General features: G+C 71.6%; 18 protein-coding genes. 10 read left to right on the forward strand and 8 right to left on the reverse strand.

What is annotated here, in order from left to right; translation table 11 throughout:
• On the forward strand, nt 1–1,142 hold a 1,142-nt coding region (locus NON00_RS12005; RefSeq protein WP_256021158.1), incomplete at its 5' end, for an alpha-ketoacid dehydrogenase subunit beta.
• Between the two features lie 2 nt (nt 1,143–1,144).
• Nucleotides 1,145–2,311: a dihydrolipoamide acetyltransferase family protein gene (locus NON00_RS12010; protein WP_256021160.1), complete on the forward strand. Its 1,167-nt coding sequence runs from the start codon at nt 1,145–1,147 to the stop codon at nt 2,309–2,311.
• Nucleotides 2,312–2,492: 181 nt separating this feature from the next.
• Here NON00_RS12010 and NON00_RS12015 read toward each other — a convergent pair whose 3' ends face one another.
• A complete protein-coding gene (locus NON00_RS12015; protein WP_256021163.1) occupies nt 2,493–3,839 on the reverse strand; it encodes a hypothetical protein in 1,347 nt (448 codons plus the stop codon).
• A 226-nt stretch (nt 3,840–4,065) separates the two neighbouring features.
• Between NON00_RS12015 and NON00_RS12020 the strand changes: the two genes are divergently transcribed.
• Nucleotides 4,066–7,668, forward strand: coding sequence for a proprotein convertase P-domain-containing protein (locus NON00_RS12020; protein WP_256021164.1), 3,603 nt, complete (start codon nt 4,066–4,068; stop codon nt 7,666–7,668).
• Nucleotides 7,669–7,779: 111 nt separating this feature from the next.
• Here the strand turns inward: NON00_RS12020 and NON00_RS12025 are convergent, their stop codons facing one another.
• The 4 genes from NON00_RS12025 to NON00_RS12040 form a co-directional block, all read right to left on the reverse strand.
• The gene (locus NON00_RS12025; RefSeq protein ID WP_256021167.1) at nt 7,780–8,349 is read right to left on the reverse strand and encodes a cytochrome b/b6 domain-containing protein; all 570 of its coding nucleotides are present in this window, start codon (nt 8,347–8,349) and stop codon (nt 7,780–7,782) included.
• Nucleotides 8,339–8,950, reverse strand: a complete 612-nt coding sequence (locus tag NON00_RS12030) for a YceI family protein (RefSeq protein WP_256021170.1) — start codon at nt 8,948–8,950, stop codon at nt 8,339–8,341. The genes NON00_RS12025 and NON00_RS12030 overlap by 11 nt, the downstream gene beginning before the upstream one ends.
• A gap of 339 nt (nt 8,951–9,289) precedes the next feature.
• Nucleotides 9,290–10,885 carry a hypothetical protein gene (locus NON00_RS12035; RefSeq protein ID WP_256021172.1) on the reverse strand — a complete coding sequence of 532 codons (1,596 nt, stop codon included), beginning with the start codon at nt 10,883–10,885 and terminating at the stop codon, nt 9,290–9,292.
• A gap of 55 nt (nt 10,886–10,940) precedes the next feature.
• Nucleotides 10,941–11,627, reverse strand: a complete 687-nt coding sequence (locus NON00_RS12040; RefSeq protein ID WP_256021174.1) for a cysteine hydrolase family protein — start codon at nt 11,625–11,627, stop codon at nt 10,941–10,943.
• A 155-nt stretch (nt 11,628–11,782) separates the two neighbouring features.
• Here NON00_RS12040 and NON00_RS12045 point away from each other — a divergent pair, with 155 nt between their 5' ends.
• The 6 genes from NON00_RS12045 (at nt 11,783) to NON00_RS12070 (ending at nt 20,920) form a co-directional block, all read left to right on the forward strand.
• Nucleotides 11,783–12,787: a 2-dehydropantoate 2-reductase gene (locus NON00_RS12045; protein ID WP_256021176.1), complete on the forward strand. Its 1,005-nt coding sequence runs from the start codon at nt 11,783–11,785 to the stop codon at nt 12,785–12,787.
• A 336-nt stretch (nt 12,788–13,123) separates the two neighbouring features.
• Entirely contained in the window at nt 13,124–14,257 is a 1,134-nt protein-coding gene (locus tag NON00_RS12050; RefSeq protein ID WP_256021179.1) for an OmpA family protein, read from the forward strand.
• Between the two features lie 134 nt (nt 14,258–14,391).
• Nucleotides 14,392–14,853: a Tar ligand binding domain-containing protein gene (locus NON00_RS12055; RefSeq protein WP_256021181.1), complete on the forward strand. Its 462-nt coding sequence runs from the start codon at nt 14,392–14,394 to the stop codon at nt 14,851–14,853.
• 6 nt (nt 14,854–14,859) lie between these two features.
• Nucleotides 14,860–16,479, forward strand: a complete 1,620-nt coding sequence (locus NON00_RS12060; protein ID WP_256021184.1) for a methyl-accepting chemotaxis protein — start codon at nt 14,860–14,862, stop codon at nt 16,477–16,479.
• 132 nt (nt 16,480–16,611) lie between these two features.
• Nucleotides 16,612–18,696: a methyl-accepting chemotaxis protein gene (locus NON00_RS12065; RefSeq protein WP_256021187.1), complete on the forward strand. Its 2,085-nt coding sequence runs from the start codon at nt 16,612–16,614 to the stop codon at nt 18,694–18,696.
• Between the two features lie 136 nt (nt 18,697–18,832).
• Nucleotides 18,833–20,920 (forward strand): methyl-accepting chemotaxis protein, encoded by a 2,088-nt coding sequence (locus NON00_RS12070; RefSeq protein ID WP_256021188.1) that lies wholly within the window; start codon nt 18,833–18,835, stop codon nt 20,918–20,920.
• Nucleotides 20,921–21,048: 128 nt separating this feature from the next.
• Here the strand turns inward: NON00_RS12070 and NON00_RS12075 are convergent, their stop codons facing one another.
• Both NON00_RS12075 and dnaN read right to left on the reverse strand, forming a co-directional pair.
• Complete coding sequence (locus NON00_RS12075; protein ID WP_256021191.1) at nt 21,049–21,420, reverse strand: hypothetical protein; 372 nt, start codon at nt 21,418–21,420, stop codon at nt 21,049–21,051.
• A 3-nt stretch (nt 21,421–21,423) separates the two neighbouring features.
• Entirely contained in the window at nt 21,424–22,551 is a 1,128-nt protein-coding gene (gene dnaN, locus NON00_RS12080) for a DNA polymerase III subunit beta (protein ID WP_256021193.1), read from the reverse strand.
• Between the two features lie 145 nt (nt 22,552–22,696).
• On the opposite strand from dnaN, the gene NON00_RS12085 reads away from it, so the two are divergent.
• Nucleotides 22,697–23,275 (forward strand): UdgX family uracil-DNA binding protein, encoded by a 579-nt coding sequence (locus NON00_RS12085; protein ID WP_256021196.1) that lies wholly within the window; start codon nt 22,697–22,699, stop codon nt 23,273–23,275.
• Between the two features lie 129 nt (nt 23,276–23,404).
• On the opposite strand, the gene addA is transcribed toward NON00_RS12085, so the two are convergent.
• Nucleotides 23,405–26,860 carry a double-strand break repair helicase AddA gene (gene addA / locus NON00_RS12090; protein WP_256021198.1) on the reverse strand — a complete coding sequence of 1,152 codons (3,456 nt, stop codon included), beginning with the start codon at nt 26,858–26,860 and terminating at the stop codon, nt 23,405–23,407.
• Between the last annotated feature and the right edge of the window lie 35 nt (nt 26,861–26,895).

The raw sequence follows: 26,895 nt of genomic DNA on the forward strand, positions 1-26,895 counted from the left end.
CCGCCGCCGATGTCGCCGCCGCGCGGCAGGCCGCCGCCGCCCGCCCCGCCCCGGCGCCGGAGAGCGCGCTGGAGGATGTGTTTTCCGGCGCCACGCCGCAGGTGATGGGCGGGCTGCGCGGCGCCGGCCTCGCCCCGCTGCCGGCCTCCGACACCTCCCGGCCGGAGGGGCCGCGCATCAACATGGTCGCCGCCCTGCGCCGCACGCTGGCGCAGGAGCTGGCCGCCAATCCGCGCATGGTGCTGTTCGGCGAGGATGTCGGCCCCAAGGGCGGCGTGCACGCGGTAACGCTGGGGCTGCAGGAGCGCTTCGGGAAAAGCCGTGTCTTCGACACCAGCCTTTCGGAGGAAGGCATCGTCGGCCGCGCCGTCGGCATGGCGCTGGCGGGGCTGCTGCCGGTGCCCGAGATCCAGTTCCGCAAATATGCCGACCCGGCGACGGAGCAGATCAACGATGCCGGCACGCTGCGCTGGCGCACCGCCAACCGCTTCGCCGTGCCGATGGTGCTGCGCATGCCGGTGGGTTTTTTCAAATGCGGCGACCCCTGGCACAGCATGACCAATGAGGTGCAGTTCATCCACGCGCCGGGCTGGAAGGTCGCCATGCCCTCCAATGCCGAGGATGCGGTGGGGCTGCTGCGCGGCGCGCTGCGCGGGGATGACCCGGTGGTCTTCCTGGAGCATCGCGCCATGCTGGATGCCGCCTGGGCGCGCCGCCCCTATCCGGGCGATGACTATGCCCTGCCCTTCGGCCGCGCCCGCATCCTGCGCGCGGGGGAGGAGATCACCCTCGTCACCTGGGGGGCGATGGTGGAGCGCTGCGAGGCCGCCGCCGCCGCCAGTGGCCGCTCGGTGGAGGTGATCGACCTGCGTACCCTGGTGCCCTGGGACAGCGCGGCGGTGCTCGGCTCCGTCACGCGCACGCATCGCTGCCTGATCGTGCATGAGGATCTGCGCAGCGCCGGCTTCGGCGCCGAGATCGCCGCGCGCATCGCCGAGGAGGCCTTCCTGGAGCTGGACGCGCCGGTGGCGCGCCTCGCCATGCCGGATGTGCCGAGCCCGCACCATCCGCGCCTGCTGGAGCATGTGCTGCCCTCGGTGGAGCGCATCCGCGCCCGCATCCTCGATCTGGTGGGGTTCTGAGCATGGGCGCCGTGCCCATGGGCAGCATGCCCGAGCCGGTCGCCATCCTCTCGCCCCTCGCGCAGGATGGCAGCGCGGCGGTGATCCGCGCCTGGCTGAAGGCGGAGGGCGACCCTGTGACGGAGGGCGAGCCGCTACTGGAACTGGAGACGGACAAGGTGGCGATGGAGGTGACCGCCCCCGCCACGGGGCGCCTCGCCGCCATCCTGGTGCGGGAGGGGGAGGTACAGCCCGGCCTGCTGCTCGGCCATATTGTCCCCGAGGCCGCCGCACCGCCCGCCGGGGCGGAGGCGCCGCCAGCCGTGCCGGAGCACCGGCTTTCCCCCGCCGTGCGCAAGCTGCTGCGCGAGAGCGGGCTGGACCCGGCGCGGCTGGAGGGCACGGGGCGGGATGGCCGGCTGACGCGGCATGATGTGGTGCTGGCGATGCGGCAGCCACAGGTCGCGCCGCCGCCCGCCGGGGAAACCCCCCGCGTCACCCGCGTGCCGCACAGCCCGATGCGGCGTACCATCGCCGGGCACATGGCGCATTCGGTCGCCACGGCGCCGCATGTCACGGCGGTGTTCGAGGCGGATCTGGGCGCCATCGTGGCGCACCGCGCCGCGCACCGCGCGGCATTCGCCGCGCGTGGCGTGGCGCTGACCTACAGCGCCTATTTCCTGCGCGCGGCGGTGCGCGCCATGGCCGCGGCCCCCGCCGTCAACAGTCGCTGGCACGAGGATCATCTGGAGATCTTCCAGGATGTGCATATCGGCATCGGCACCGCCCTCGGCGAGGAGGGGCTGGTGGTGCCGGTGGTGCGGGAGGCGCAGTCGCTTTCCCTGTTCGGGCTGGCGGAACGGGTGCAGGACCTCACCGCGCGCGCCCGCGCCGGCCGGCTGCGGCCGGAGGCGATGCAGGGCGGCACCTTCACCGTCTCCAACCACGGCGTCTCCGGCTCGCTGCTGGCGGCGCCGGTGATCATCCACCAGCCGCAGGCAGCCATCCTCGGCATCGGGCGGATGGAGAAGCGCGTGGTGGTGCGCGAGAGCGGCGGGCAGGACGCCATCCTGGTGCGGCCCATGGCCTATGTCTCGCTGACCATCGACCACCGGGTGCTGGATGGCAGCCAGACCAATGCCTGGCTCAGCCGCTTCGTGCAGGTGCTGGAGGGCTGGGACGAAGAATGAGGGACCCTTGGGACTGAGGGGGCTTCGCCCCTCACCCCCCCTTTGTCTTTCCCTCGGACAGGGGAGTGGGTCCCCTGCACCCGCCTTCCGTTGGGTTTCCAAAGGCCTCAGGCCTTTGGTGGGGAGAGTTTGAGAGGGGCGAAGCCCCTCTCAAGGATGCGGGCCGTCTTCTCCCTGCGCCTCACCCCGGCGCCAGGGCCAGCTCGCGCAGGCGCATGGCCCAGGCGAACTGATCCGCGGTGCCCTCGGCATCGAAACCGGAGAAGAAGCCGGGGCGGTGCAGCAAAAGCTCCGCCTCGCCCTCCTCCAGCGGCAGTTCGACGCGCAGCGGCTGCTGCGGCGCCGGGGATTGCGCCAGCGGCCGCCAGCCCGCCCCCTCGGGCCGGAAGGCGGTGAGGGGGGTGGCGCCGCCGGCATTGAGGCGGGGCGGCGCCTCCGCCCGCAGGGTCAGCACCGCGCGGGTGGCACCGGGCAGGCGCAGCCGCAGCAGGGCCAGCGGGCCGAGCAGCACCGGCCCGGGCACCCGCACCGCCTCGGAACTGCGGAAGCTCAGGCTGGCGCCGCCCTCCAGCGTCATGTCCAGCGTGGCGCAGGGCAGGGCCTCCAGCACCGCGCGCGGCGGCGGCGCGGGGTCGAGGCCGTGGCGCAGCCAGAGCAGGCGCCCCAGCCGGGGCGATTGCGCGCCCACCACCGCCCAGGCCTCCTCCAGGGCCTCGTCCGCGGCGCGCAGCTCGCCCTGGAAGAGCAGGCGCCGCGCCGCCAGCATGCGCAGCCCATAGACATGCGGGTGGGCCGCCAGCGCGCCCATGGCCGCCGCCACGGCCGGCATGGGCGCGCCGCTGGCCAGCAGGGCGATGACGCGGCCCAGCCGGCGGCGTTCCTTCAGCACGCGGGCCAGATTGTGCAGGGCGCCGGGCAGCAGGAAGAGGCCGGGCCAGCCCGCCGCCTCGAAGAGGGCGAGGCTGGCGAGGTCGATCGGCTCGTCATCGCCAAAGGCGAGGAGGTAGCGGGCGGGGTCGCCCACCAGGCGGCTGTCGCTGCCCGCCCCCGCCGCATGGGCTTCCAGCCAGCGGGCATGGCGGACCACCCAGCGGCCGTGCCGGGCGCGGTCCAGCGTATAGGGCGGGGAGAGGGCGAGCACCCGCGCCTGGGGCAGTTCCCCGGCCAGGGCCAGGGCCCCGCGCGCGCCCAGGCTGAGGCCGAGCAGGCTGATGCTCGCATAGGGCCGCGCCGCGGCCAGGGCGCGCAGGGCGGCCACCAGCTCCGCCCAGCCCTCGGGGTTCAGCCACCAGCTGCGCGAGGTGTCGCGCAGCAGCACGGCATCGACCTCCGGCAGGTCCTGCAGGGAGGACTGGAACTCGAAGCCGGCATAGGGGCGGGAGGCATCGCCGAGGCCGGTCAGGGCCACCACGAGATGGCGGGCGCCGGGGCGGTGCAGGCGCAGCATCTCATAGGCGCCGAAGGCCGTGACCTCGCCCGGCGGCGGCAGGGGAGAGGGGAGGGGAGGGGGGAGGGCGGGGCCGTTCATGCGCGGCCGCACCGGCCCGGGGCCCGGCGCCAGGACCCGGCGGGGCATGGGCAGGAGCTGGGGCGGAGAGGGCCCTCTCGCGGCGGCGTGATCATCCTGCACTCCTGGTTACTCTCCCGCGCGGGGGCCGAGAGAGGCATTCACCTTTTCGCGTGCCTCTTGGGGGAGTTTCGTTAACTCTTTTCGCTACGCCTAGCAGCCCGACGAAGACAGGGCCGCAAGACTGATGGCGAGCTTCAACGATCCGCAGTTTTCTGGCCAGTGGCAGCTTAAGGCCGGCACCGGCATCAATATTGCCTCGCTTTACGATGAATATACCGGCAAGGGCGTGCGGATCGGGCTGATCGACACCATGCCCGTGGCCAGCAATGCCGAGCTGAAGGGGCAGATCGACTGGTCCGCCAGCGTCACCGCCAGCGGCACCACCGCCGCCGATGATGCCGACCGGCACGGCCATTCGGTGGCCACGCTGCTGGTGGCCAAGGCCAATAACGGCACGGGCGGCGTCGGCGCGGCCTTTGGCGCCACGCTGGTGTCCTACACGGTCGATACCCGCGCCTACCGCACCGTGGCGCAGGAGACGGAGATGCTCGGCCTGCAATGGCAGGTCGATATCTCGCACAATTCCTGGAGCCGCTCGGGCGAGTATTTCCGCGACAATTTCGCCAGCGCCGACTATGCCGGCGCCGCCGCCGCCATGGCCCAGGCCGCCGCCGAGGGGCGCGGCGGGCTCGGCACCATCTTCGTCCGCTCCGCCGGCAACAATGGCGTGCAGGGCGATGACGTCAACACGCACAGCTATTCGAACAACCGCTACACCGTCCTCGTCGGCGCGACGGATGAGAAGGGGGCGGTGCAGAACTTCTCCAACACCGGCGCCGCGCTGCTGGTGGTGGCGCCGGGGACGGCCACCTCCTTCTCCGCCCCGCTCGGCACGGCGACCGTGGCGCTGATGCTGGAGGCCAACCCCAATCTCGGCTACCGCGATGTGCAGACCATCCTGGCGCTGTCGGCGCGGCTGACGGATGCCACGGGGGCGGGCTGGTTCACCAATGCCGCCAGCGGGTGGAATGGCGGGGGGATGCATGTCTCGAACGGCGCCGGCTTCGGGCTGATCGACGCGCATGCCGCCATCCGCCTCGCCGAGAGCTGGGAGGCGCAGTCCACCGCCGCCAATCTGAAGGAATCGAGCGCCAGCAGCCAGGCCATCTCCACCCTCCGCGACCTCAGCCGCACGACGCAGACGCTGGAGATCACCGAGGCGCTCTCGGTCGAGCGGGTCGAGGTGCAGATCCAGCTGCAGCATGACCGCATCGGCGATCTGCGCATCTGGCTGGTCTCGCCCTCGGGCACGCAGAGCGTGCTGCTCGACCGCCTCGGCAATGGCAGCTATGACGCGGCGAACAACACCCTCTCCTTCACCCTGAGCAGCGTGCAGTTCCTGGGCGAATCCTCCCAGGGCAGCTGGATGCTGCGCATCTACGACGCCGCGGCGGGCAATACCGGCACGCTGAAGGGCTGGACGCTGACGGTGCTGGGCTCCGCCGCCTCGGCCGACACGCAGCATGTCTATACCGATGAATTCGCCACCCTGGCGGCGGCCGACCCCTCCCGCGCCGTGCTGGCCGATGCCACGGGCGAGGACACGCTGAACGGCGCGGCGCTGACGGCGGCCGCGCGCCTCGACCTCTCCGGCGCGACGGCCAGCCAGATCGCCGGCCAGAGCCTGCGCTTCGCCGCCGGCACGGTGATCGAGCACGCCATCGGCGGCGATGGCGATGATGTGCTGATCGGCAACGGCCTCGCCAACCACCTGCGCGGCAATCGCGGTGACGACCGGCTGGAGGGCGGCGCGGGGGATGACCAGCTGGAAGGCGGCGCCGGCAATGACACGCTGCTGGGCGGCAGCGGCCAGGACACGCTCGATGGCGGCACGGGCGATGACGTGATGACCGGCGGCGCCGGCAACGACCTCTACATCGTCGATTCCGCCAATGACCGGGTGGTGGAGACGCAGGATGGCGGGGTGGACACCATCCGCAGCAGCGTCAGCATCGTGCTGCCGGACTGGGTGGAGCGCCTCATCCTCACCGATGGCGCCGCCGCCGCGTCATCCACCCTGCTGCGCGCGGCTGCCGTGCCGGTGCTCCAGGGCACCGGCAACGCGGCCGACAACATCCTGACCGGCGGGGAGGATGCCAACCGCCTCTTCGGCATGGCCGGCAATGACGTGCTGGAGGGCGGCGGCGGGGATGACGAGCTTGATGGCGGCGCCGGCAATGATGTCATGGTGGGCGGCCTCGGCGACGACACCTATGTCATCGACTCCCTCGGCGACCGCGTGGTGGAGGTGGCGGGCGAGGGCACCGACACCCTCCGCAGCTGGTTCAGCCTGACGCTGGCGGAGACGGTCGAGAATCTGGAGCTGCTGGGCCATGCCGCGCTCTCGGGCACCGGCAACGCGGCCAACAACCTCCTCACCGGCAATGACGCGGCCAACCGGCTGAGCGGGCTCGGCGGCGACGATATCCTGCTGGGCCTGGGCGGGGATGACATCCTGATCGGCGGCAGCGGCAATGACCGGATGGAAGGCGGCACCGGCAACGACACCTATTACACCGACAGCGGCACGGTGACGCTGGTCGAGCGCGCGGGCGAGGGGACGGACAAGGTCTACAGCAGCGCCAGCCTCACCCTTTCGGAGAATATCGAGATCCTGGTGCTGACCGGCACGGCGCGGGACGGCACCGGCAATGCCGCGGACAACACGATCTACGGCAATGCGGAGGCCAACCTGCTGCGCGGCGGCGCGGGGGATGACGTGCTGGAGGGCGGCGCGGGCAATGACCGGCTGGAGGGTGGCAGCGGTGCCGATATCCTGCGCGGCGGCACGGGCGCGGACCTGCTGATCGGCGGCACCGGCAACGACATCTATGTGGTGGATGATGTCGGGGACCAGGTGGTGGAGGTGCAGTACCAGGGCTACGACACGGTGCGCAGCTTCATCGACTTCATCCTGCCCAACTGGAGCGAGTATCTGGAGCTCTATGGCAGCGCCGTCTCGGGCGCTGGCAATGCGGCCAACAACGTCATCACCGGCAATGGCCTGGCCAATATCCTCTCCGGCCTCGATGGCGGCGATGTGCTGCGCGGCATGGCGGGCGACGACATGCTGCTGGGCGGGGCGGGGGGCGATGTCCTCGAGGGCGGCGAGGGCAACGACCTGCTCGATGGCGGCGAGGGCGGCGACCGGATGGTGGGCGGTGCCGGCAACGACACCTATCGCGTGGATACGCGGCTCGACACCATCGTCGAGGTAGCAGGCGGCGGCTATGACACGGTGCAGACCAGCGTGGACTTCACCCTGCCGGCTTTCATCGAGGCGCTGGTCCAGCTGGGCAGCGCGGATCTCGCCGGGGGCGGCAACAGCCAGGATAACCGCCTCGTCGGCAATGGCGGCCATAACCGCCTGCTTGGCATGGATGGCAATGACCTGCTCCAGGGCGGGGCGGGGGATGACACGCTGCTGGGCGCGGCGGGGCGCGACCGGCTGGAGGGCGGCGAGGGCCGCGACCGGCTGCAGGGTGGTGCCGATGCCGATACCTTCGTCATCGCGCGCGGGGGCGGGCAGGATGTCATCCTCGACTTCCGCGCGGCGGAGGGCGACACGCTGGTGCTCACCGGCTTCGGCACGCTGACGGCGGAGCAGCTGGCCGCCGCGACCACCCGCCAGGGAGCCGACCTTGTCCTGACGCTGGGCACCGATGGCGTGGTCCTGCAGGGCCTGGGCGCCACCGGCCTTTCCTACGACCATGTTTTCTTCGGCTGATCCCCACGCTTCCCCCCCCTCACATCCCAGCCCCCAACTGAAAAAAAGTTTTTGGTTCTTTTTCCAAAAAGAACATTTCTTCCTGTTTCTTCCCACCCACCACCGGGGCCTTCAGCCGCGCCACATGCGGCGCAGCACGGCGCGCCCGGCGCGGTGGTGGTGCAGGGCGGCCATGGCGTGGCCGGCGGCGAGGGCGAGCATCGCCCAGGCGGCGGCCTTGTGCAGCCCTTGCAGGCGGCTGAACCACAGCGGATCGGCCCCCACCAGATGCGGCACGGGGATGAGGCCGAGATAGAGGGTGGGCACCGGCAGGGGCGAGGTGGCCGCCAGCAGGTAGCCGAGCAGGGGCGTGGCCAGCAGCAGCAGGAAGAGCGCCGCCTTCACCGCCCGCGCGGCGGCGCGCTGCCAGGGCGGCAGGCCCGGCTCCTGCGGCGCGCCGCGGCGGTGGTGCAGGAGGAGTTGCAGCAGGGCCATGCCGAGCACCGTCAGCCCGATACTCTTATGAACCTGATACAGAATGACCTTCTGCAGGATCTGCCGCAGCGTCAGCCCGACCATGTAGAGGCCGAGGGCGGCGGCGAGGAGCACCAGCACGGCCATGCCCCAATGCAGCCGGCGCTGGGCCCGGCTCCAGCCTGCCGGGATGGGGCGGGGCGGGATGGGGCGCGGCTCAGCGGGCATCGGCGGGCACGGCGAGGTGGATGCGGATGTCGAGCTGCACGCGGTCCGACAGGGCCGGCCGGTCCGCCACCATGCCGAAGCCGGAGCGCAGCACCTCGCCGGTGATGACGAGGTCCGCCACTTCCATGCCGCGCGCGGTGTCGGTGTGGCGGTTCAGCAGATTGGCCTCCAGCAGCAGGGGCTGGGTCACGCCGCGGATCTCCACCGTGCCGGTGATGCGGTACCGGGTGGGGGAGAGCGGCGTGATCGCCTGGCTGGCGAAGCGGGCGCGGGGGAAGCGCTCCACGTCGAAATAGGCGGGGGAGCGCAGCAATTCGGCCTGGTCGGGCTGTGGCATGTCGACGGAGGGGGTATCGAGCTCGACGCGCACGCTGGAGAGTTCGGGGCGCTGCAGGTCGAGATTCAGTTCGCCATCGAAGCGGGCGAAGCGTCCTTTCACGTCGAAGAGCCCGAGCACGGAGACGGCGAAGCCCACCGTGCCGTAGCGCTGGTCGATCTGATAGAGCGCCCCCGCCCGGGCCGGCCCGGCCCAGGGTACGCCCAGGAGCAGGGTGGCGAGGAGGGGAAAGGCCAGGAGAAAGCGGGCGCGGCGCGGGATCATGGCGGGAACCTCCCTTGGGCCGCGGGCGGGGGTGCGGCCGTGGTTCTTTCCCGTGCTCTCCGGGGCCTGTGAAGCGGGGCGGGCAGCCCAGGCTTACGGCACCGCGCGGGGTGGCGCGGTGGCCGCGTGGCGGCGGGATGACGGGTTTTCCACAGGCTCGCCCAGGGAGGGGCGGCAGGCCAGCCCCGCCGGGGGGGATGTGGAAAAAATGTCATCCGATGGTTTGGAGAGCGAAGGCGGCGCCCCCTGCCCGAGGTGGCGCCGCCTGTTCCGGCCGGCCTGCCCGGCGGCGCGCTCTCCGGCCCTGCCCTCTTCGGCCGCGCCCTCTTCGGCCGCGCCCTATTCAGCCGCGCTGGGCTGCACGGCGGCGGGGGGCGCCAGCGGCAGCAGGCCGAGGCGCGGGCAGGCATAGAGCAGCCCGCCCACCAGGGCATAGGCGGCGGCGAGGCCGGGGGTGACGGCCAACCCCACCGCCGGGCCGTGCATGAAGCCGAAGAAGGTCAGCACCGCCCCGGCCAGGGCGAAGGCCGCGGCCCGGGTGAAGTCGCGCTCGATGATGAAGACGGCGATGGCGCCGAGGATCAGCCCGCCGAGGATCGAGCCTTCGCCGAGGATGGAGAGGCCCTCATAGAGCACGCCCATGCCGGCCATTTTCTCCAGGCCGACGGCGGCGGCGCTGGTGCCGGCGGCGCCCAGGGCGCCATCGATCATCGTCTTGCCCCAGGCGGCGAGGTGCGGCACCAGGGCGAGCACGATGGCCGGGGCGTGGCGGTGCGGCGTCTCCTGGAAGGCCTGGGCGCCGATCAGCATGCCAATATAGAGCAGGATCGGGCTGATGGCGACGACGGGGACGAGGTCGAGCAGCGGCGAGATGATGCCGAGCCAGGTGAGCACCAGCACCGCCGCCCCCGTGGCGGCCGAGTAGCCGATGCGCCCGCCCATCGCCTTCCAGCCGGGATGGCCGATATAGACGGCGTTGATATAGGGGTTGCCCATCAGGCAGCCGATCAGGCTCACCACGCCATCGGCGGTGAGCACGCGGGTGGTGGGGTAGCGGTCGCCCGCCACCTCGGCGCTCTCCACATTGTCCATCGCCTCGACGAGATCATAGATGCCGAAGGGGATGGCGGTGACGAGGATGATGCCGAGATACTGGAAGCCGCCAAAGACGTGATCGAAGGCGGGCAGCGGCACGGCGAAGCCGATGCCGGAGAGCCCGGCCCAGAGGGCGGAGAGGCTGCGCCCGCCGGTGGCGAGGCCGAGCGCCGCGGCGCCCCAGGCCACCAGCATGCCGAAGGCGATGGCCACCAGCCCCGCCGGCAGGCCGCGCGGGTAGCGCATGCCGCCGAACCAGGCGAGCAGCACAATCGCGAAGCAGACGAGGCCGATCACCGGCGTCATGAACATCTCCAGCGCCGGGCGCATGGAAATGAAGGTGACGGAGACCCCGGCCAGGGTGCCGAGCAGCGCCGCGCGCGGCGTGATGCGGCGGATGAGGGGCGCGGCGAAGCCGCCGATCATCAGGATGAAGCTCTGGATGAAGACCCAGGTCAGCCCGGCCTCCCAGCCCTTCACCGGGTCCCCCGTCATGCTGGCGATGGGCAGCATGATGACCAGGGTGACGACGAACATATGCGGCACCGAGATGCCGGAGGGCAGGGCGCAGACATCATCCCGCCCCGTCTCGCGCGCCAGCCGCCAGGCCAGCCACGCGTAATAGACGGTGGAGAGGCAGAGCATCAGCCCCGCCGCCGGCAGGATGCGGCCGAAGGTGATGGCGTCGGGCATTTTCAGCACGAAGCGCAGCAGCCCCGTCAGCACCAGCAGGTTGACGAGGATGTTGGTGCCGAAGCCGAAGAGCGCGTTCCAGTCGCCCGGCGACCAGAGCGGGGGCGACCAGGATGCGGGGGCGGCGCGGGGTGTCGGGGCAGACATGGGCACGCTCTCCTCTCGTTGTGCGGGCCGGCTGTGCCAGCCCGGGCATGGCGGTTCAGGCGGCGGCGGGGGTGGCGAGGGCGGCGGTGAGGGCCACGCTGTCGGAGACCCAGCCGAAGATGCCGCCCTGGGCCTTGATCATGGCGAGGCCCAGGGCGTGGAATTCGGGGAAGTAGCTGGCGCAGCAATCGGCCAGGGCGACGCAGCGGAAGCCGCGGTCATTGCCCTCGCGGATGGTGGTGTGGACGCAGACCTCGGTGGTGACGCCGCCCACCAGCAGCGTCTCGATGCCACGGTTGCGCAGCATCGCCTCCAGCCCCGTGGCGTGGAAGGCGCCCTTGCCGGGCTTGTCCACCACCGGCTCGCCGGCGATGGGGGCGAGGGCGGGGATGATGTCGTGCCCCGGCTCGCCCTGGATGAGGATGCGGCCCATCGGCCCCGGATCGCCGATGCGCCGGCCCGGCGCGCCGCGCGCCAGCTTGGCGGGGGGCGCGTCGGAGAGGTCGGGGCGGTGGCCCTCGCGGGTGTGGATCACCATCACCCCCGCCGCGCGGGCGGCGGCGAGCACGGCCTGGCAGGGGCCGATGGCCGCGTGCAGGCGGGTGACATCATTGCCGAGCGCCTCGCCGAAGCCGCCGGCCTCGAGGAAATCGCGCTGCATGTCGATGAGGAGCAGGGCGGCGCGCGCGGGGTCGAGCGGCAGCGGCTCCGGTTCGGCGGGGAGGAGGCGGGGGAGGATCATGGCGGGCATGCTCCAGCGTGACGTTTTGATGAAGCAATTTTCGTGCCCGGAATGGCTTTGCCCATGGCGGTTCCCCGCCCGCCCTGCGGCCGCTAGGCTGGCGCCCAGGATCAGGACGGCGCCGGGGCCAACCGGCGCGGCGGGAGGGCAGGCGGATGCGGGCTGTGGTTCTGGGGGCCGGGGCGATCGGCGGCTGGCTGGCGGCGGGGCTGGCGCGGGCGGGGCATGAGGTGGGGCTGCTGGCGCGCGGCCGCAGCCTGGAGGCACTGCGCCGCGATGGCCTCACCCTGGCCGAGGGCGAGGCGGCGGCGCGGTTTTCCCTGCTGGCGACGGATGAGCCGGCGCGCCTCGCCGGGCCGGATCTCCTGGTGCTGGGGCTGAAGGCGCAGGACCTGCCGGGGGCGCTGCCGCTGATCCAGGCCGTGCTCGGGCCGCGCACCCTGGTGCTGCCGGCGATCAACGGCGTGCCCTGGTGGTTCCTGGAGACGCGCGGCGGCCCGGCGCGCGGGCGGGTGTTGCAGGCGGTGGACCCGGGCGGCGCCCTGGCCGCCGCGCTGCCGGCCCGGCGCGTGGTGGGCGCCGTGGTGCATGCGGCGAGCCGGGTGGAGGCGCCGGGCGTCATCCGCCTGGTGAAGGCGGACCGCCTGCTGCTCGGCGACCCCGCCGGCGAGGGCGCGGCGGCGGCGATCGCCGCGGCCTTCCTGCCCGGCGGCATCCCGGCCGAGGTGGTGCCGGACATCCATGCCGCGGTGTGGAGCAAGCTCTGGGGCAATGCCACGATGAACCCGCTGAGTGCCCTGGCCCGCGCCGATTCCGCCCAATTGCTGGGCGATTCCGGGGTGCTGGGGCTGGTCCTGGCGATGATGCGGGAGATGGCGGCGCTGGGGGAGCGCCTCGGCCTGCCCGATCTGGGCGAGCCGGAGGCGCGCATCGCCATCACCCGCCGGCTGGGGGCCATCCGCACCTCGATGCTGCAGGATCTGGAGGCGGGGCGGGCGCTGGAACTCGGCCCGATCCTGGGGGCACTGGTGGAACTGGCGGAGCATGCCGGGCTGCCGGTGCCGGCGCTGGCCGGGGTGCATGGGCTGGCGCGGCTGCTGGCGGGCAATCTGGGGCTGGGCACGGCCGCGCCGGCGGCGGCCACGCCGGCCCTGGCCTGAGGGCGCGCTGCGCGCGCGGCCTTGAGAGGGGCTTCGCCCCTCTCAAACTCTCCCCACCAAAGGCCTGAGGCCTTTGGAAACCCCTCGGTCAGGCCTGCCGGGAAAGGGCGGGGCGCCTTCTGGTCACGCTCAAGTCAGCGCCTGGAACGTGACCAATTGTAAGGGGATTTTACATGATTCTTCAGGAGCCATTCATAACTGTGTCCTGCGTGCCACAAGTCCCCTCACAATCGCCGTGATGCGCGATACTCGGCCTTCCAGGCTGTTTTTCGTGCCGCGCGGCTCCTAGCTTGTGCGCCACAGAGTCCGAGAACGGACAATGCGAGGATCACTGCCATGACGTTCCGCAATGCGCTGCTGGCCGCCACCCTGCTGGGCCTGCCCCTGCTCTCGCCGCTCGCCGCCCAGGCCCAGACCACGCCCGTGACGGGCGTCTATATCGGTGCCGGCGGCGGCGTGAACTTCCTCCAGGAGAGCGACCTCGACACCAAGGGCGGCGCCGCCAGCTTCCTGCGCGGCAACGGCGTCTCGCGCTCCGGCACGGCGGAATTCAGCACCGGCTTCACCGGCGTCCTGGCGCTGGGCTACGGCTTCGGCAACGGCGTGCGCGCTGAGATCGAGGGCAATTACCGCCAGAACGATGTCGACAAGCTGAGCGGCTATAGTGGCTTCGGCCGCCTGAACAGCAGCGGCACCGCGCGCTCCTATGGCGCCATGTTCAACGCCTATTACGATTTCCACCAGCTCGGCTGGCCGGTGGTGCCCTATATCGGCGCCGGCGCCGGCTATGTCTGGAACGACTACGACAACGTCACCGCCCGCGCCGCCAATGGCGGCAGCCTGACGGTGGATGGCAGTGACGGCCAGTTCGCCTACCAGGGCATCGTGGGCGCCTCGCTGCCGATCACGGCGGTGCCCGGCCTGGCGGTCACCGCCGAATACCGCTTCCTCGGCACGCTGCAGTCGGAGATCGACAGCACCATCCGCCTGGGCAACACGGTGCAGGCGCGCGGCAAGACGGAAGTGGACAGCTACAACCACTCCATCATGCTGGGCCTGCGCTACGCCTTCAACCAGCCGGTGCCGCCGGCCCCGGTGCCCGTCGCCGCGCCGGTCGCCCCGGCCGCCGCGCCGGCCCCGGCCCGCACCTATCTGGTCTTCTTCGACTTCGACCGCGCCGACCTGACGGACCGCGCCCGCCAGATCATCGCCGAGGCCGCGCAGAATGCCGGCCGCGTGCAGGCGACGCGCATCGAGGTGGCCGGCCATGCCGACCGCTCGGGCACGCCGCAGTACAACCAGCGCCTGTCGCAGCGCCGCGCCGAGGCCGTGGCGGCGGAACTGGTGCGCCTGGGCGTCGCCCGCACCGCCATCACCGTGCAGGCCTTTGGCGAGAGCCGCCCGCTGGTGCCGACCGCCGATGGCGTGCGCGAGCCGCAGAACCGCCGCGTCGAGATCGTCCTGCGCTGATCCCGGCTTTTTCTCCGGGATGGAAAAGGGCGCCTCCGGGCGCCCTTTTTTGTGGGCGCTGGCGCACGGGTTTCACGAAGGGGAAGATTTGACCCTTTTACGGTCCTGGCCGAACTTTCGAGAGCGGTCGCGCGATGATCCTGGGACGGTGGTCCATCCGGACGACGCTGGGTTTGATCCTGGGCAGCATGGGGCTTCTGCTGTTTGCCCTGTCGTCCCTGGGGGTCTGGGGGGCATGGCGGGATGCCAGCTCGGCCCGGCGCGTGGCGCAGATGGTGACGATCGGCTCGCACCTCTTCGAGACGGTGCAGAGTGTCCGGCTGGAGCGGGCGGCGATGCTCGCCGCCCTGGGCGGCGAGGGCCCGGCGGAAGCCGGCCTGCTGGCGCGTGTGGCGCAGTTCCGTGAGGTGGCGAAGGCTTCTGCCCAGCGGGCCATGGCCTTGCTGGCGGAGGAGGGGCTGCCACAGATGGCCAGCCGGATGCGCGGCGCCAAGGCCGAGATGGAGACGCTGCGCCAGCAGGTGGATGCCGCGATGCGTCTGCCGCGCAATGCCCGCGCGGCGGATCTGGTGGCGCATACGCTGCGCACCGGCTAGGCCTATATGGATGTCGCGCTGGAACTGGACGGCACGGTCCTCGGCAGCATCTCGCGGCAAAGCGCCTCGGTGGATTTCCTCCTGAGCCTGCGCAACTCGGCCTGGGCGCTGCGCCTGTCGGGCGGGCTGATGGCGCAGCGGACCGATCAGGCCGTCCTGCGGGGGGGCGTGCTGGATGCGACGATCATCGCGCAGAATACCGAGGATCGTGGCCGGGCGCTGCAGGGCTGGGCCCAGATCACCGAGGCCCTGGCCGTGCCGAACCTGGCCCCGCGCGTGACCCAGGCGATCCGCGCGGCGCAGGCTGCCTTTCCGGACGCCTTCTTCCGCCATCTGGACGAGGTCGTGCAGCCGCTCCTGGCCGGGCGGCCGGCCACCATGCCGATGGTGGAGTTGCAGCGCCGCAGCTCAACCATGCTGAACCTGGCTGGCGATATCGCCCTGGCCGCCATGGCCGAGGGCGTGAGCGAAGCGCAGACCCTGGCGGCGTCCAAGGTGCAGCTCCTGGCCCTGCATGCCGCGGTCCTGGTGCTGGCTGTCCTGCTGCTGGTGGGCGGCTTTGTCCTCGTGATGCGCGGCGTCACCGCGCCGCTGACCGCGATGGCGGCGGCGATGCGCCGGCTGGCCGATCATGACATGAGCGTCGCCATCCCCGGCCTCGGGCGGCAGGATGAGATTGGTAGCATGGCCGCTGTCGTGGGCGTCTTCCGCGAGAATATGGAAGCCGCCGGCCGCCTCCGCGCCGAGCAGGAAGCCGCCCGTGCCCAGCGCGAGCGCCGCGCCGAAGCCCTGACAAAGCTGGTGAATGGCTTCCAGGGCCGCATCGGCGAGACGGTGGGCATTCTCTCCGCCGCCGCCACCGAGCTGGAGGCCACCGCCCGCTCCATGACCTCGACGGCCGGCGAGACGGACCGTCAGGCCGGCGCCGTGGCCGATGCCGCCCAGGAGGCCAGCGGCGGCGTGCAGACCGTCGCCGCCGCCGCCGAGCAGCTCACCGCCTCGATCGGCGAGATCAACCGGCAGGTCGGCGAGGCCACCAGCGTGACCAACGAGGCCGTGCAGAGTGCCCAGCGCACCGATGCCACGGTGCGCGCCCTGGCCGAGGCGGCGCAGCGCATCGGCGATGTGGTGCAGCTCATCAGCAATATCGCCGGGCAGACCAACCTGCTGGCGCTGAACGCCACCATCGAGGCGGCGCGGGCGGGCGAGGCGGGCAAGGGCTTCGCCGTGGTGGCCTCGGAGGTGAAGAACCTCGCGGCGCAGACGGCCAGGGCCACCGACGAGATCAGCGGCCAGATCGCCCAGATCCAGGCGGCGACGCAGGAAGCGGTGAACGCCATCCAGTCCATCGCCACGACCATCGGCACGGTGAGCAGCATCACCGCCAATATCGCGGCGGCGGTGGAGGAGCAGAGCACGGCGACGGTGGAAATCGCCCGCACGGTGCAGCGCACGGCCCAGGCCACCAGCACCGTCACCCAGAGCATCGCCGCCGTCAGCCAGGGTGCCAATGAAACCGGCTCCGCCGCCCAGGAGGTGCTGACCGCCGCCTCCGACCTCTCCCGCCAGTCGGAGCGCCTGAAGCTGGAAGTGGACCAGTTCGTGGGCGAGGTGAAGGCCGCCTGAAGGCCACCGCCAGAGGCACGGAAAGGCGCCAACGGGGCCTGTCCGCCCGGCCTCCCGGGGTGTCGCCCTTCATCAAAGGGAAAACCTCCCTCTCCTAGCTTCGTGGTGTGAGGTTTGGGAGATCGTCGCGCCATGATCCTTGGGAAATGGTCCATCCGGACAATTTTGGGCCTGATCCTGGGCAGCATGGGGGTGTTGCTGTTCGTGCTGTCCGCCAGCGGGGTGTGGGGGGCCTGGAGCGATGCGAGCGCCGCCCGGCGTGTGGCGCAGCGGGTGACCATCGCCTCGCATCTTTTTGAGAACGTCCTGAATGTCCGCATCGAGCGCGGGGCTTTCCTGGCCGGGTTGAACGGCGAGGCGCCAGCCGATGCCGCCCTCATCGCGCGGATGGAGCAGTTCCGCCAGGTCGCGCGCACGGCCAGCGCCAAGGCGATCGACCTGCTGGACAGCGCGGAGCTGCCACAGCTGGCATCCCAGCTGCGCAGCGCCAAGGCGGAGATGGACGCGCTGCGCCAGCAGATCGATGCCGCCCTGCGCCAGCCGCGCGCGGCTCGCCCGGCGGATCTCGCGGCCCGTGCCCCGGGCGCCAGCCAGACCTATATGGACGTGGTGCTGAAGACGGACAGCACCGTGCTCGACAGCATCAGCATGCGCAGCGCGATGGTGGATTACCTGCTGGGCCTGCGCAACGCCGCCTGGGCCACGCGTCTGGCGGGCGGCGTCATCGGCCTGACCATCGAACAGCCCATCGCCCGCGGGCAGCCTATCGATGCCGCCGGCCAGCAACTGGTGATGGAGCTGCGCGGCCGGCTGGCCCAGGCCTGGGGGCAGGCCGCCCGCGCGCTCGACATGCCGGGCCTGTCCCCCGCCGTGCGCCAGGCGGTGCAGACGGCGAATGCCGCCTTCCCGGATGCCTTCTTCCGCCGCGTGGAGCAGGTGGTGCAATCCCAGGCGCCGGGGGGCACGCCCATGCCGCTGATCGAGGTGCAGAGCGGCAACACCAATATGCTGAACCTCGTCAATGACGTCGCCCGCGCCGCCATGGCGGAGGGCGTCCGGCAGGCGGAGGAGGAGGCCGGCGGCAAGCAGATGATACTGGCGCTGAATGGTGGCGCCCTGATGCTGGCTGTCCTGCTGCTGGTGGGCGGCTTCGCCATTGTCAGCCGGGGTATCACCGCACCACTGGCCAGCATGACGGTGGCGATGCGCCGGCTGGCCGACCATGACCTCGGCATCAGCATTCCTGGCCTGGGGCGGCAGGATGAAATCGGCGGCATGGCCGCCGCCATGGGCGTCTTCCGCGAGAATATGGAAGCCGCCGGCCGCCTCCGCGCCGAGCAGGAAACGGCCCGCGCCCAGCGTGAGCGCCGCGCCGAAGCCCTGACAAAGCTGGTGAATGGCTTCCAGGGCCGCATCGGCGAGACGGTGGGCATTCTCTCCGCCGCCGCCACCGAGCTGGAGGCCACCGCCCGCTCCATGACCTCGACGGCCGGCGAGACGGACCGTCAGGCCGGGGCCGTGGCCGATGCCGCCCAGGATGCCAGCGGTGGCGTGCAGACCGTCGCCGCCGCCGCCGAGCAGCTCACCGCCTCGATCGGCGAGATCAACCGGCAGGTCGGCGAGGCCACCAGCGTGACCAACGAGGCCGTGCAGAGCGCCCAGCGCACCGATGCCACGGTGCGCGCCCTGGCCGAGGCGGCGCAGCGCATCGGCGATGTGGTGCAGCTCATCAGCAATATCGCCGGGCAGACCAACCTGCTGGCGCTGAACGCCACCATCGAGGCGGCGCGGGCGGGTGAGGCGGGCAAGGGCTTCGCCGTCGTCGCCTCGGAGGTGAAGAACCTCGCGGCGCAGACGGCCAGGGCCACCGACGAGATCAGCGGCCAGATCGCCCAGATCCAGGCGGCGACGCAGGAAGCGGTGAACGCCATCCAGTCGATTGCCGCGACCATTGGCACGGTGAGCAGCATCACCGCCAATATCGCGGCGGCGGTGGAGGAGCAGAGCACGGCGACGGTGGAAATCGCCCGCACGGTGCAGCGCACGGCCCAGGCCACCAGCACCGTCACCCAGAGCATCGCCGCCGTCAGCCAGGGTGCCAATGAAACCGGCTCCGCCGCCCAGGAAGTGCTGACCGCCGCCTCCGATCTCTCCCGCCAGTCGGAACAGCTCAAGGTCGAAGTGGACCAGTTCGTCGGGCAGGTGAAGGCCGCCTGAAGGCCACCGCCAGAGGCACGGAAAGGCGCGCCCGGCTGCTTTTTTTGCGCGGCATCTCAACGGTGCCGCATTTCATGAAGCGGAAAACTCCCGGCCCTTAGTCTCGCGGCATCAGCCTGAGGGAGGTCTTCACGCCATGGTACTGGGAAAATGGTCCATCCGGACGATGCTGGGCCTGATCCTGGTCTGCATGGGGGGGCTGCTCTTCGCCCTGTCGGCCCTGGGTGTCTGGGGGGCATGGCGGGATGCCAGCTCGGCCCGGCGCGTGTCGCAGATGGTGACGATCGGCTCACACCTTTTCGAGACGGTGCTGAATGTCCGCATCGAACGCGGCTCCTTCCTGGCCGGCCTGAACGGCGAAGGGCCGGCGGATGCCAATATCAGCGGGCGGGTGGTGCAGTTCCGCCAGGCGGCGGAGGCCTCGGCCGCCAAAGCCCTGGCCCTGATGGATGAGGCCGGCCTGCCGCAGATGGCCAGCCGGCTCCGCGCCTCCAAGGCGGATATGGACGCGCTGCGCCAGCAGGCCGATGCCGCCATACGCCTGCCGCGCAGCGCCCGCTCCGCCGATCTGGTGGCCAATGCGCCGCGCATCAGCCAGTCCTACATGGATGTCGTGCTGGAACTCGATACCGCGGTGCTCAACAGCATCCGCCGCCAGAGCGCGCCGGTGGATGCGCTCCTGGCCCTGCGCAACTCGGCCTGGACGGTGCGCCTCTCCGGCGGCCTCATGGCGCTGCGGGTGGAGCAGACGGTGGTGCGCGGCGGGACGATGGATTCCGCCACGGTCATCCAGAATGTCGAGGACCGGGGCCGCGCCATGCAGGGCTGGTCCCAGATCGCCGCGGCCATGGCCCTGCCGGATCTCGCCCCGCGCGTGGCGGGGGCCATCCGCGCGGCGCAGGATGCCTTCCCGGATGCCTTCTTCCGCCATATCGAGGAACTGACCCAGCCGCTGGCGGCCGGCCAGCCCGTGGCCATGCCCCTGGCCGAGATCCAGCGCCGCAACACCGGCATGCTGAACCGCGCCGTCGATGTCGCCCGCGCCGCCATGGCGGAAGGGGTGAGCACGGCGGAGGAGGAGGCCAGCTCCAAGCAGGCGATGCTGCTCCTCAATGCCAGCACCCTGGTCTTCGCCATTCTGCTGCTGCTGGGTGGCTTCGTCATCGTGATGCGCGGCGTCACCGCGCCGCTGACCAGCATGTCCGCGGCGATGCGCCGGCTGGCCGACCATGACATGAGCGTCTCCATCCCCGGCCTCGGGCGGAAGGATGAAATCGGCGGCATGGCCGCCGCCATGGGCGTCTTCCGCGAGAATATGGAAATGGCGGACCGCCTCCGCGCCGAGCAGGAAGCCGCCCGCGCCCAGCGCGAGCGCCGCGCCGAATCCCTGACAAAGCTGGTGAATGGCTTCCAGGAGCGCATCGGCGAGACGGTGGGCATTCTCTCCGCCGCCGCCACCGAGCTGGAGGCCACCGCCCGCTCCATGACCTCGACGGCCGGCGAGACGGACCGTCAGGCCGGCGCCGTGGCCGATGCGGCGCAGGAGGCCAGCGGTGGCGTGCAGACCGTCGCCGCCGCCGCCGAGCAGCTCACCGCCTCGATCGGCGAGATCAACCGGCAGGTCGGCGAGGCCACCAGCGTGACCAATGAGGCCGTGCAGAGCGCCCAGCGCACCGATGCCACGGTGCGCGCCCTGGCCGAGGCGGCGCAGCGCATCGGTGATGTGGTGCAGCTCATCAGCAATATCGCCGGGCAGACCAACCTGCTGGCGCTGAACGCCACCATCGAGGCGGCGCGGGCGGGTGAGGCGGGCAAGGGCTTCGCCGTGGTGGCCTCGGAGGTGAAGAACCTCGCGGCGCAGACGGCCAAGGCGACGGACGAGATCAGCGGCCAGATCGCCCAGATCCAGGCCGCGACGCAGGAAGCGGTGAACGCCATCCAGTCGATTGCCGCGACCATCGGCACGGTGAGCAGCATCACTGCCAATATCGCGGCGGCGGTGGAGGAGCAGAGCACGGCGACGGTGGAAATCGCCCGCACGGTGCAGCGCACGGCCCAGGCCACCAGCACCGTCACCCAGAGCATCGCCGCCGTCAGCCAGGGCGCCAATGAAACCGGCGGCGCCGCCCAGGAGGTGCTGACCGCCGCCTCCGACCTCTCCCGCCAGTCGGAGCGCCTGAAGCTGGAAGTGGATCAGTTCGTGGGCGAGGTGAAGGCGGCGTGATTTCTGACCGAAAGCGGGTGCAGGGGGCCTTGCCCCCTGCTGGGGGTGTTTGAGGGGGCAAAGCCCCCTCAAGTCCACGCATCAGCAAGACCTTCTTTTTCTGAAGAAAAAGAAGCAAAAAGACTTTTTCAGTGGATGTCCCGCTTCAGGCCGCTGGCGCTGCGCCACAGGCTCCACAGCGCCAGCAGCAGCAGGGCGGAGAGGGCCAGGGTATAGGTCAGGGCGCCGGGTTTCGGCGGGGCGCCCAGCAGGGGGGCGGCATTGGCGGCCAGCAGGCCGGCCAGCAACCCGGCGCAGGCCGCCCAGCCGATCACCAGCGGCAGCGCCCGGCCCTGCCACGCCCCCCAGAGCAGGGCGGCGGCAATGGCGAATTCATCCAGCGCCAGGGGAATGAAGCCGGGGAACAGGCCGCCCGGTGCGGCAAGGCGGCGGGCGACCTCGCCCCCCGCCAGCAGCACGGCCACCAGCACCGCCAGGGCGCGCGGGGCCCGCGGCGCCATGGTTCAGACCCGCATCGGCATCAGGACGTAGAGCGCCTCCGGCTTCGCCGCATCCACCACCACCGTGGGGGCGGAGCCATCGGCGAAGCGGAACTCCACCTTGTCGGCGATCTGGTCGGTGATGTCGGCCAGATACCGCGCCTGGAAGCCGATCTCGATCGGGCCGGCGCCATAGGAGACGGCGCCGTTGTCCAGCTCCTCCTCCGCCTGGCCCTGGTCCGGGCTGCTGGCGGTCAGCGTCAGGCTGTCCGTCTTCAGGCTCAGCTTCACCGGGCGCGAGCGCTCGGAGGAAATGGCGGCGACGCGCGCCACGGCCTCGGCGAAGGCCTTCTTGTCCACCGTCAGGATCTTGTCATTCCCGCGGGGGATGACGCGCTCATATTCCGGGAAGGTGCCGTCGATCAGCTTGCTCGTCAGCCGCACGCTGCCGAAGGCGAAGCTGATCTTGGTGTCCGAGAGCTTCACCTCGATGGCGTCGCCGCTTTCCTCGGCCAGCTTGCGGATCTCGTTCACCGTCTTGCGCGGCACGATCACGCCCGGCATGCCCGCGGCACCTTCCGGCAGCGGCTCCTCGACGCGGGCCAGGCGGTGGCCATCGGTCGCCACGGCGCGCAGCACCGGCTGGCCCTCCACCTCCGTCGCATGCAGGTAGATGCCGTTGAGGTAGTAGCGGGTTTCTTCCGTGGAGATGGCGAACTTCGTGCGATCCACCAGCTCGCGCAGCAGGGCGGGGGGGATCTGGAAGCTGTGCGGCAGCTTGCCCTCGGTCATCGAGGGGAAATCCTCCACCGGCAGCACCATCAGGCTGGTGGCGAAGCGCCCGGCGCGCAGGGCCAGCGGGGCGTCGCCGCCGGCATGGTCCAGCTCCACCTTGGCGCCATCCGGCAGCTTGCGGACGATTTCATACAGCGTCGCGGCCGGCGCCGTGGTGCGCCCGGCGCGGGCCACGGTGACACCCGGCACGTCCTCGACGATGGCGATTTCCATGTCGGTCGCGGTCAGCGTCAGGGTGCCATCCTGCGCGGCCAGCATGACATTGGCGAGGATGGGGATGGTGTTGCGCCGCTCCACCACGCTCTGCACATGCGCGAGCGCCTTGAGCAGCACCGCCCGGTCCACCGTGAACTTCATGGCTTGAGCAACCCCCGCGCGGATGGATGGGCGCGCTTGCGCGCCCGGATCGAGACAAGTCGCCCTCTCTACCAGTCTGGAACGCAAGGCGAAAGCGGGGGAAGGCAGGGAACCGGCCCGCGGGTGGCGGCGTTGTGCGGGGGCCATGCCTCAGCACCCCCCTTCCCCTGCCGCTTCCTGGGCCACAGGCCGCACCGCCGTGCTGGGGGAGGGGCCGCCCGGCGCGCCCCTCATGCTGGTGGGCGAGCAGCCCGGCGATGCGGAGGAGCGCCAGGGCCGGCCCTTCGTCGGCCCCGCCGGCCGGCTGCTGGACCACGCCCTGGCCGCCGCCGGGCTGGACCGCGCCGCCTGCTACCTGACCAATGCCGTGAAGCATTTCAAATACATCCAGCGCGGCGCCCGGCGTGTCCACCAGACGCCGGACCGTGACGACATCGCCCTCTACCGCCCCTTCCTGCTGCGCGAGGTGGATGCGGTGGCGCCGCGCCTGCTGGTGGCGCTCGGCGCCACGGCGGCGCAGGCCCTGCTCGGGCGGCGGGTCGGCATTCTCAAGCTGCGCGGGCAGATCCTGGCCGGGCCGGGGGATCTCCCCCTTCTCCTCACCATCCATCCAAGCTTCCTGCTCCGCCTGCCGGATGCGGCGATGAAGGAGCAGGAATATCAGCGATTCGTGCGGGAAATGGCGCTGGCCAAAGAGCGGTTTTTGAATGAATCCATAGATTAAAATTCTTCTTTTTCTTCAGAAAAAGAAGTTTTTTTCAGGCTGCCGCCGTCTCCCGTCACAGCGGTACGCCAGACTGAAAAAAAGTTTTTTGGTTCTTTTTTTCAAAAAAGAACCTTTGATTTTAAAAACTCATCCCGGCTCATGCCGGTCCAGCACGGCATCCGGCAGGGGCATGGCCAGGGCGGACCATGTCCAGAGCAGCCAGCACTCCACGCGCCGCCCGGGGAAGACCTGCCGCAGCAGGGCGCGGTAGGCCGCCATCTGGCGCAGATAGAGGGCGGGCACGTCCTTCACCTCGGTCGGCGGCGGGCGGTTGGTCTTGTAGTCCAGCACCACCACCCGCTCGGGCGTGATCAGCAGCCGGTCCACCTGGCCGGCGAGGGGGCGGCCATTCACCTTCCCGGCGATGGGCGCCTCCGCCAGGCTGCCGGGGCCGAAGGCCTCGCGCAGCCCCGGGTGGTCCAGCAGGCGCATCACCTCCTCCAGCGTCACGGCCTGGTCGGCGGGCGTCAGGCCATGGCCGGGGCGGGCGAGGAAGCGCCGGGCCAGGGTCGTGCGCTCGCCGGGCGGGTGCTCGGGCAGGTGCTGCAACAGGGCATGCACCAGCCGGCCGCGGCGGAAGCGCTCCCCCGTCGGGTCGGCGCGGCCATGCGGGGCGGCGGTGGGCGTCTCCTCCTCCCCCGGCAGGGCGGAGGGGGAGAGGGTGAGGGCCATGCTCTCCGGCGCGGCGGGGCGGCCGAGCCAGTCCGGCAGGGCCGCCGCCTCCTCGGCCGAGCCATGGGCCGGCTCATGGCGCGGCGCGGCGGTCTGCGCGCAGGCATAGCGGCGCAGCGGCCCGGCGAAGCTCGCCGCTGGCGGGGCGCCGAAATGGGCCGGCTCGAAGGGGATTTCCTCCGCCCCCTCCAGCCGGGCGATGCCCTGGGCCACGAGGTCGTACCAGCCGCCTTCCTTCGGCGTGCCCCAGGCGCAGACCAGCAGCCGGTCCTCCGCCCGCGTCAGGGCGACGTAGAGCAGGCGGTTCTCCTCCGCCTCGCGTGCCTCGTTCTCCGCCTCCATCAGCGCGGTCCAGGCGGGGGCGAAGAAATCCTTGCGGCTGCGTGGCGCCCAGAAGGGCAGGGGCGGCTCGGATTCCTCCCAGCGCAGCGCCTTCTCGCCGCGCCCGCTGCCGACATCGGGGATGATGACGACCGGCGCCTGCAACCCCTTGGAGCCATGCGCCGTCAGCAGCCGCACGGCATCGGCGCCGGATTCCGCCTCGCGCTTCACCTCGGCCCCGCCGCGCCGCAGCCACTGGACGAAGCCCTGCAGGCTGGGCGGGTGGCGCGCCTCATAGGTGAGGGCGGCGTTGAGCATCTCGTCCAGCGGGTCGGCGGCATCGGGGCCGAGGCGGGCCAGGATGCGGGCGCGCCCGCCATGCTCGCCCAGCACCTCGGCCAGGATGGTGTGGGGGGTGGCGAGGTCGGCGCGGTCGGCCAGCCCGGCCAGCCATTCGGCGGCGTGGCCGGCGGGGCTGTCGCTGCCGCGCCGCTCCAGCAGGCGCCACCACAGCGGCTGCTCCCGCCCGCGCGCCAGGTCGCAGAGTTCTTCTTCCGGCACGTTGCAGAGCGGGCTTTTCAGCACGGCGGCCAGTTGCAGGTCGTCCTCCGGCAGCAGCAGCACGTCGCAGAGCGCCAGCAGGTCCTGCACGGCGATCTGTTCGATCAGCCGCATGCGGTCCACGCCGCCCACCGCCACGCCGCGCGCCTTCAGCGCCCGCACCAGCAGGTTGGAAAAGCCGGTGCGCCGGCGCAGCAGCACCAGGATGTCGCCGGGGCGGATCGGGCGGTTGCCGCGCGCCGGCAGCGTCTCCTCCCGCACCATCTGGGCGATGCGGGCGGCGAGGCTCTCGGCCATCAGCGCCTCGGCATCCTCCTCGGCCACTGGCTGGTCCGGCACCTCCCAGGGTTCCAGCGCGGCGCTGTCCGGCCTGGCGAGCGGCGGCCAGACCTCGACCATGCCGGCCTCGCCCTGGCGGTCGGCGCGGTGCTCCAGGCGGCTGCCCTCCGCCACCACGCCGCGCCGGGCCGGGCCATCGGCGAAGACGGCATCGACCAGCGCCAGCACCGGCGCCGTCGAGCGGAAGGAGACGTTGAGCGGCACGGCGGCGAAATCCGCCCCCGCCGCGCCGACGGCCTCGGCGAAATGGCGCTCCCACCGCGCGAAGCCGGCGGCGTCGGCGCCCTGGAAGCCGTAGATGGATTGTTTCTCGTCGCCCACGGCGAAGATGCTGCGCACCACCTCCGGCCCGCGCGTGCCGAGGCCGGCGAAGAATTCCTCCGCCAGCCGGGCGGCGATCTCCCACTGGTGCGGGTTGCTGTCCTGCGCCTCGTCCAGCAGCAGGTGGTCCAGGCCGCCATCGAGCTTGTAGAGCACCCAGGCGCTGCCGGGGTCGTGCAGCAGGGCGCGGGCGGCCTGGATCAGGTCGTCGAAATCGACCGCGCCGCGCCGCGCCTTGCGCGCCGTGTAGGCGGTGAGCACCGGCTGGGCCAGGGCCAGCAGCGCCAGGGTGGCGGCGTGCAGGCGCCAGGACCGGCGGCCCTCCTCGAAGGCGTGGACGCGCTCCGCCTCCTCCGCCATCAGGGCCTGCACCTCCTCGTGGCGCTCCTTCAGCCCGCCCTTGGTGGCGAGCGACTTGCGCGGCGTGCCCTCGGTGGCGGTGAGGAAGATGGCCCGCCATTCCTCCCAGCGCGCGGCGCGCGCCTCGTGGGAGAGGTCGATCCACGCCTTCATCTGCGCGCCGCGCGCCCGGTCATTGGCGTTGCCGCTCTGGCGCAGCAGGGCGGCGGCGCGGATCATCGCCGCATCCACGGCGCGCACGGCCCCGGCCAGGGCATCGCCCTCCTGCCCCTCGCGCGGCAGGCCGAGGCGGCGGCGCAGCACGGCGTCACAGCCCTGGATGCCGCCCGCCGCCGCGATGGCCTGGCCCAGGCGCTCGCGCTCCTTCACCAGGCTGTGCAGGGTCTGGGCGAAGTCCTCCGGCGAGCCGAGGCCGGCCATGGCCTCGATCGCCGCCTGCGGCAGCTGCCCGGAGGCGAGGGCGAATTCGCGCGATTCCGCCAGCATCTCGGCGGCGTCGGCCTCCTCGATCAGGGTGAATTGCGGCGGTAGCCCGGCCTCCAGCGGGAAGCCGCGCAGCAGCGACTGGCAGAAGGAATGGATGGTGGAGATGCGCATGCCGCCCGGCTGTTCCAGCACCTCGGCGAAGAGGCCGCGGGCGCGGCGGAGCAGCGCGGCATCGGGCTTCTGGCCCGTCAGCCCTTCCAGGCTGGCGATGAGGGCGGCCTCCTCCGCCACGGCCCATTCGCCGAGGCGCCTGGCGAGGCGCGTGGCCATTTCCGCCGCCGCCGCCTTGGTGAAGGTGAGGCAGAGGATGCGCCCCGGCCGGGCGCCCGGCCGCAGCAGCAGCCGCAGCACGCGGTCCGTCAGCACCTTGGTCTTGCCTGAGCCGGCCGAGGCGCCCACCCAGGCGGAGGCCAGCGGGTCGGAGGCGCGGCGCTGCGCCGCCTGGGCCGCCGCGCGCGGCGAGAGGGTGCGGCTTTCCGTCACAGCCCGGCGCTCCCCCCGCTGGCGGGCAGCGCCCG

Source organism: Roseomonas sp. GC11, from assembly GCF_024437745.1.
Classification (GTDB): domain Bacteria; phylum Pseudomonadota; class Alphaproteobacteria; order Acetobacterales; family Acetobacteraceae; genus Pseudoroseomonas.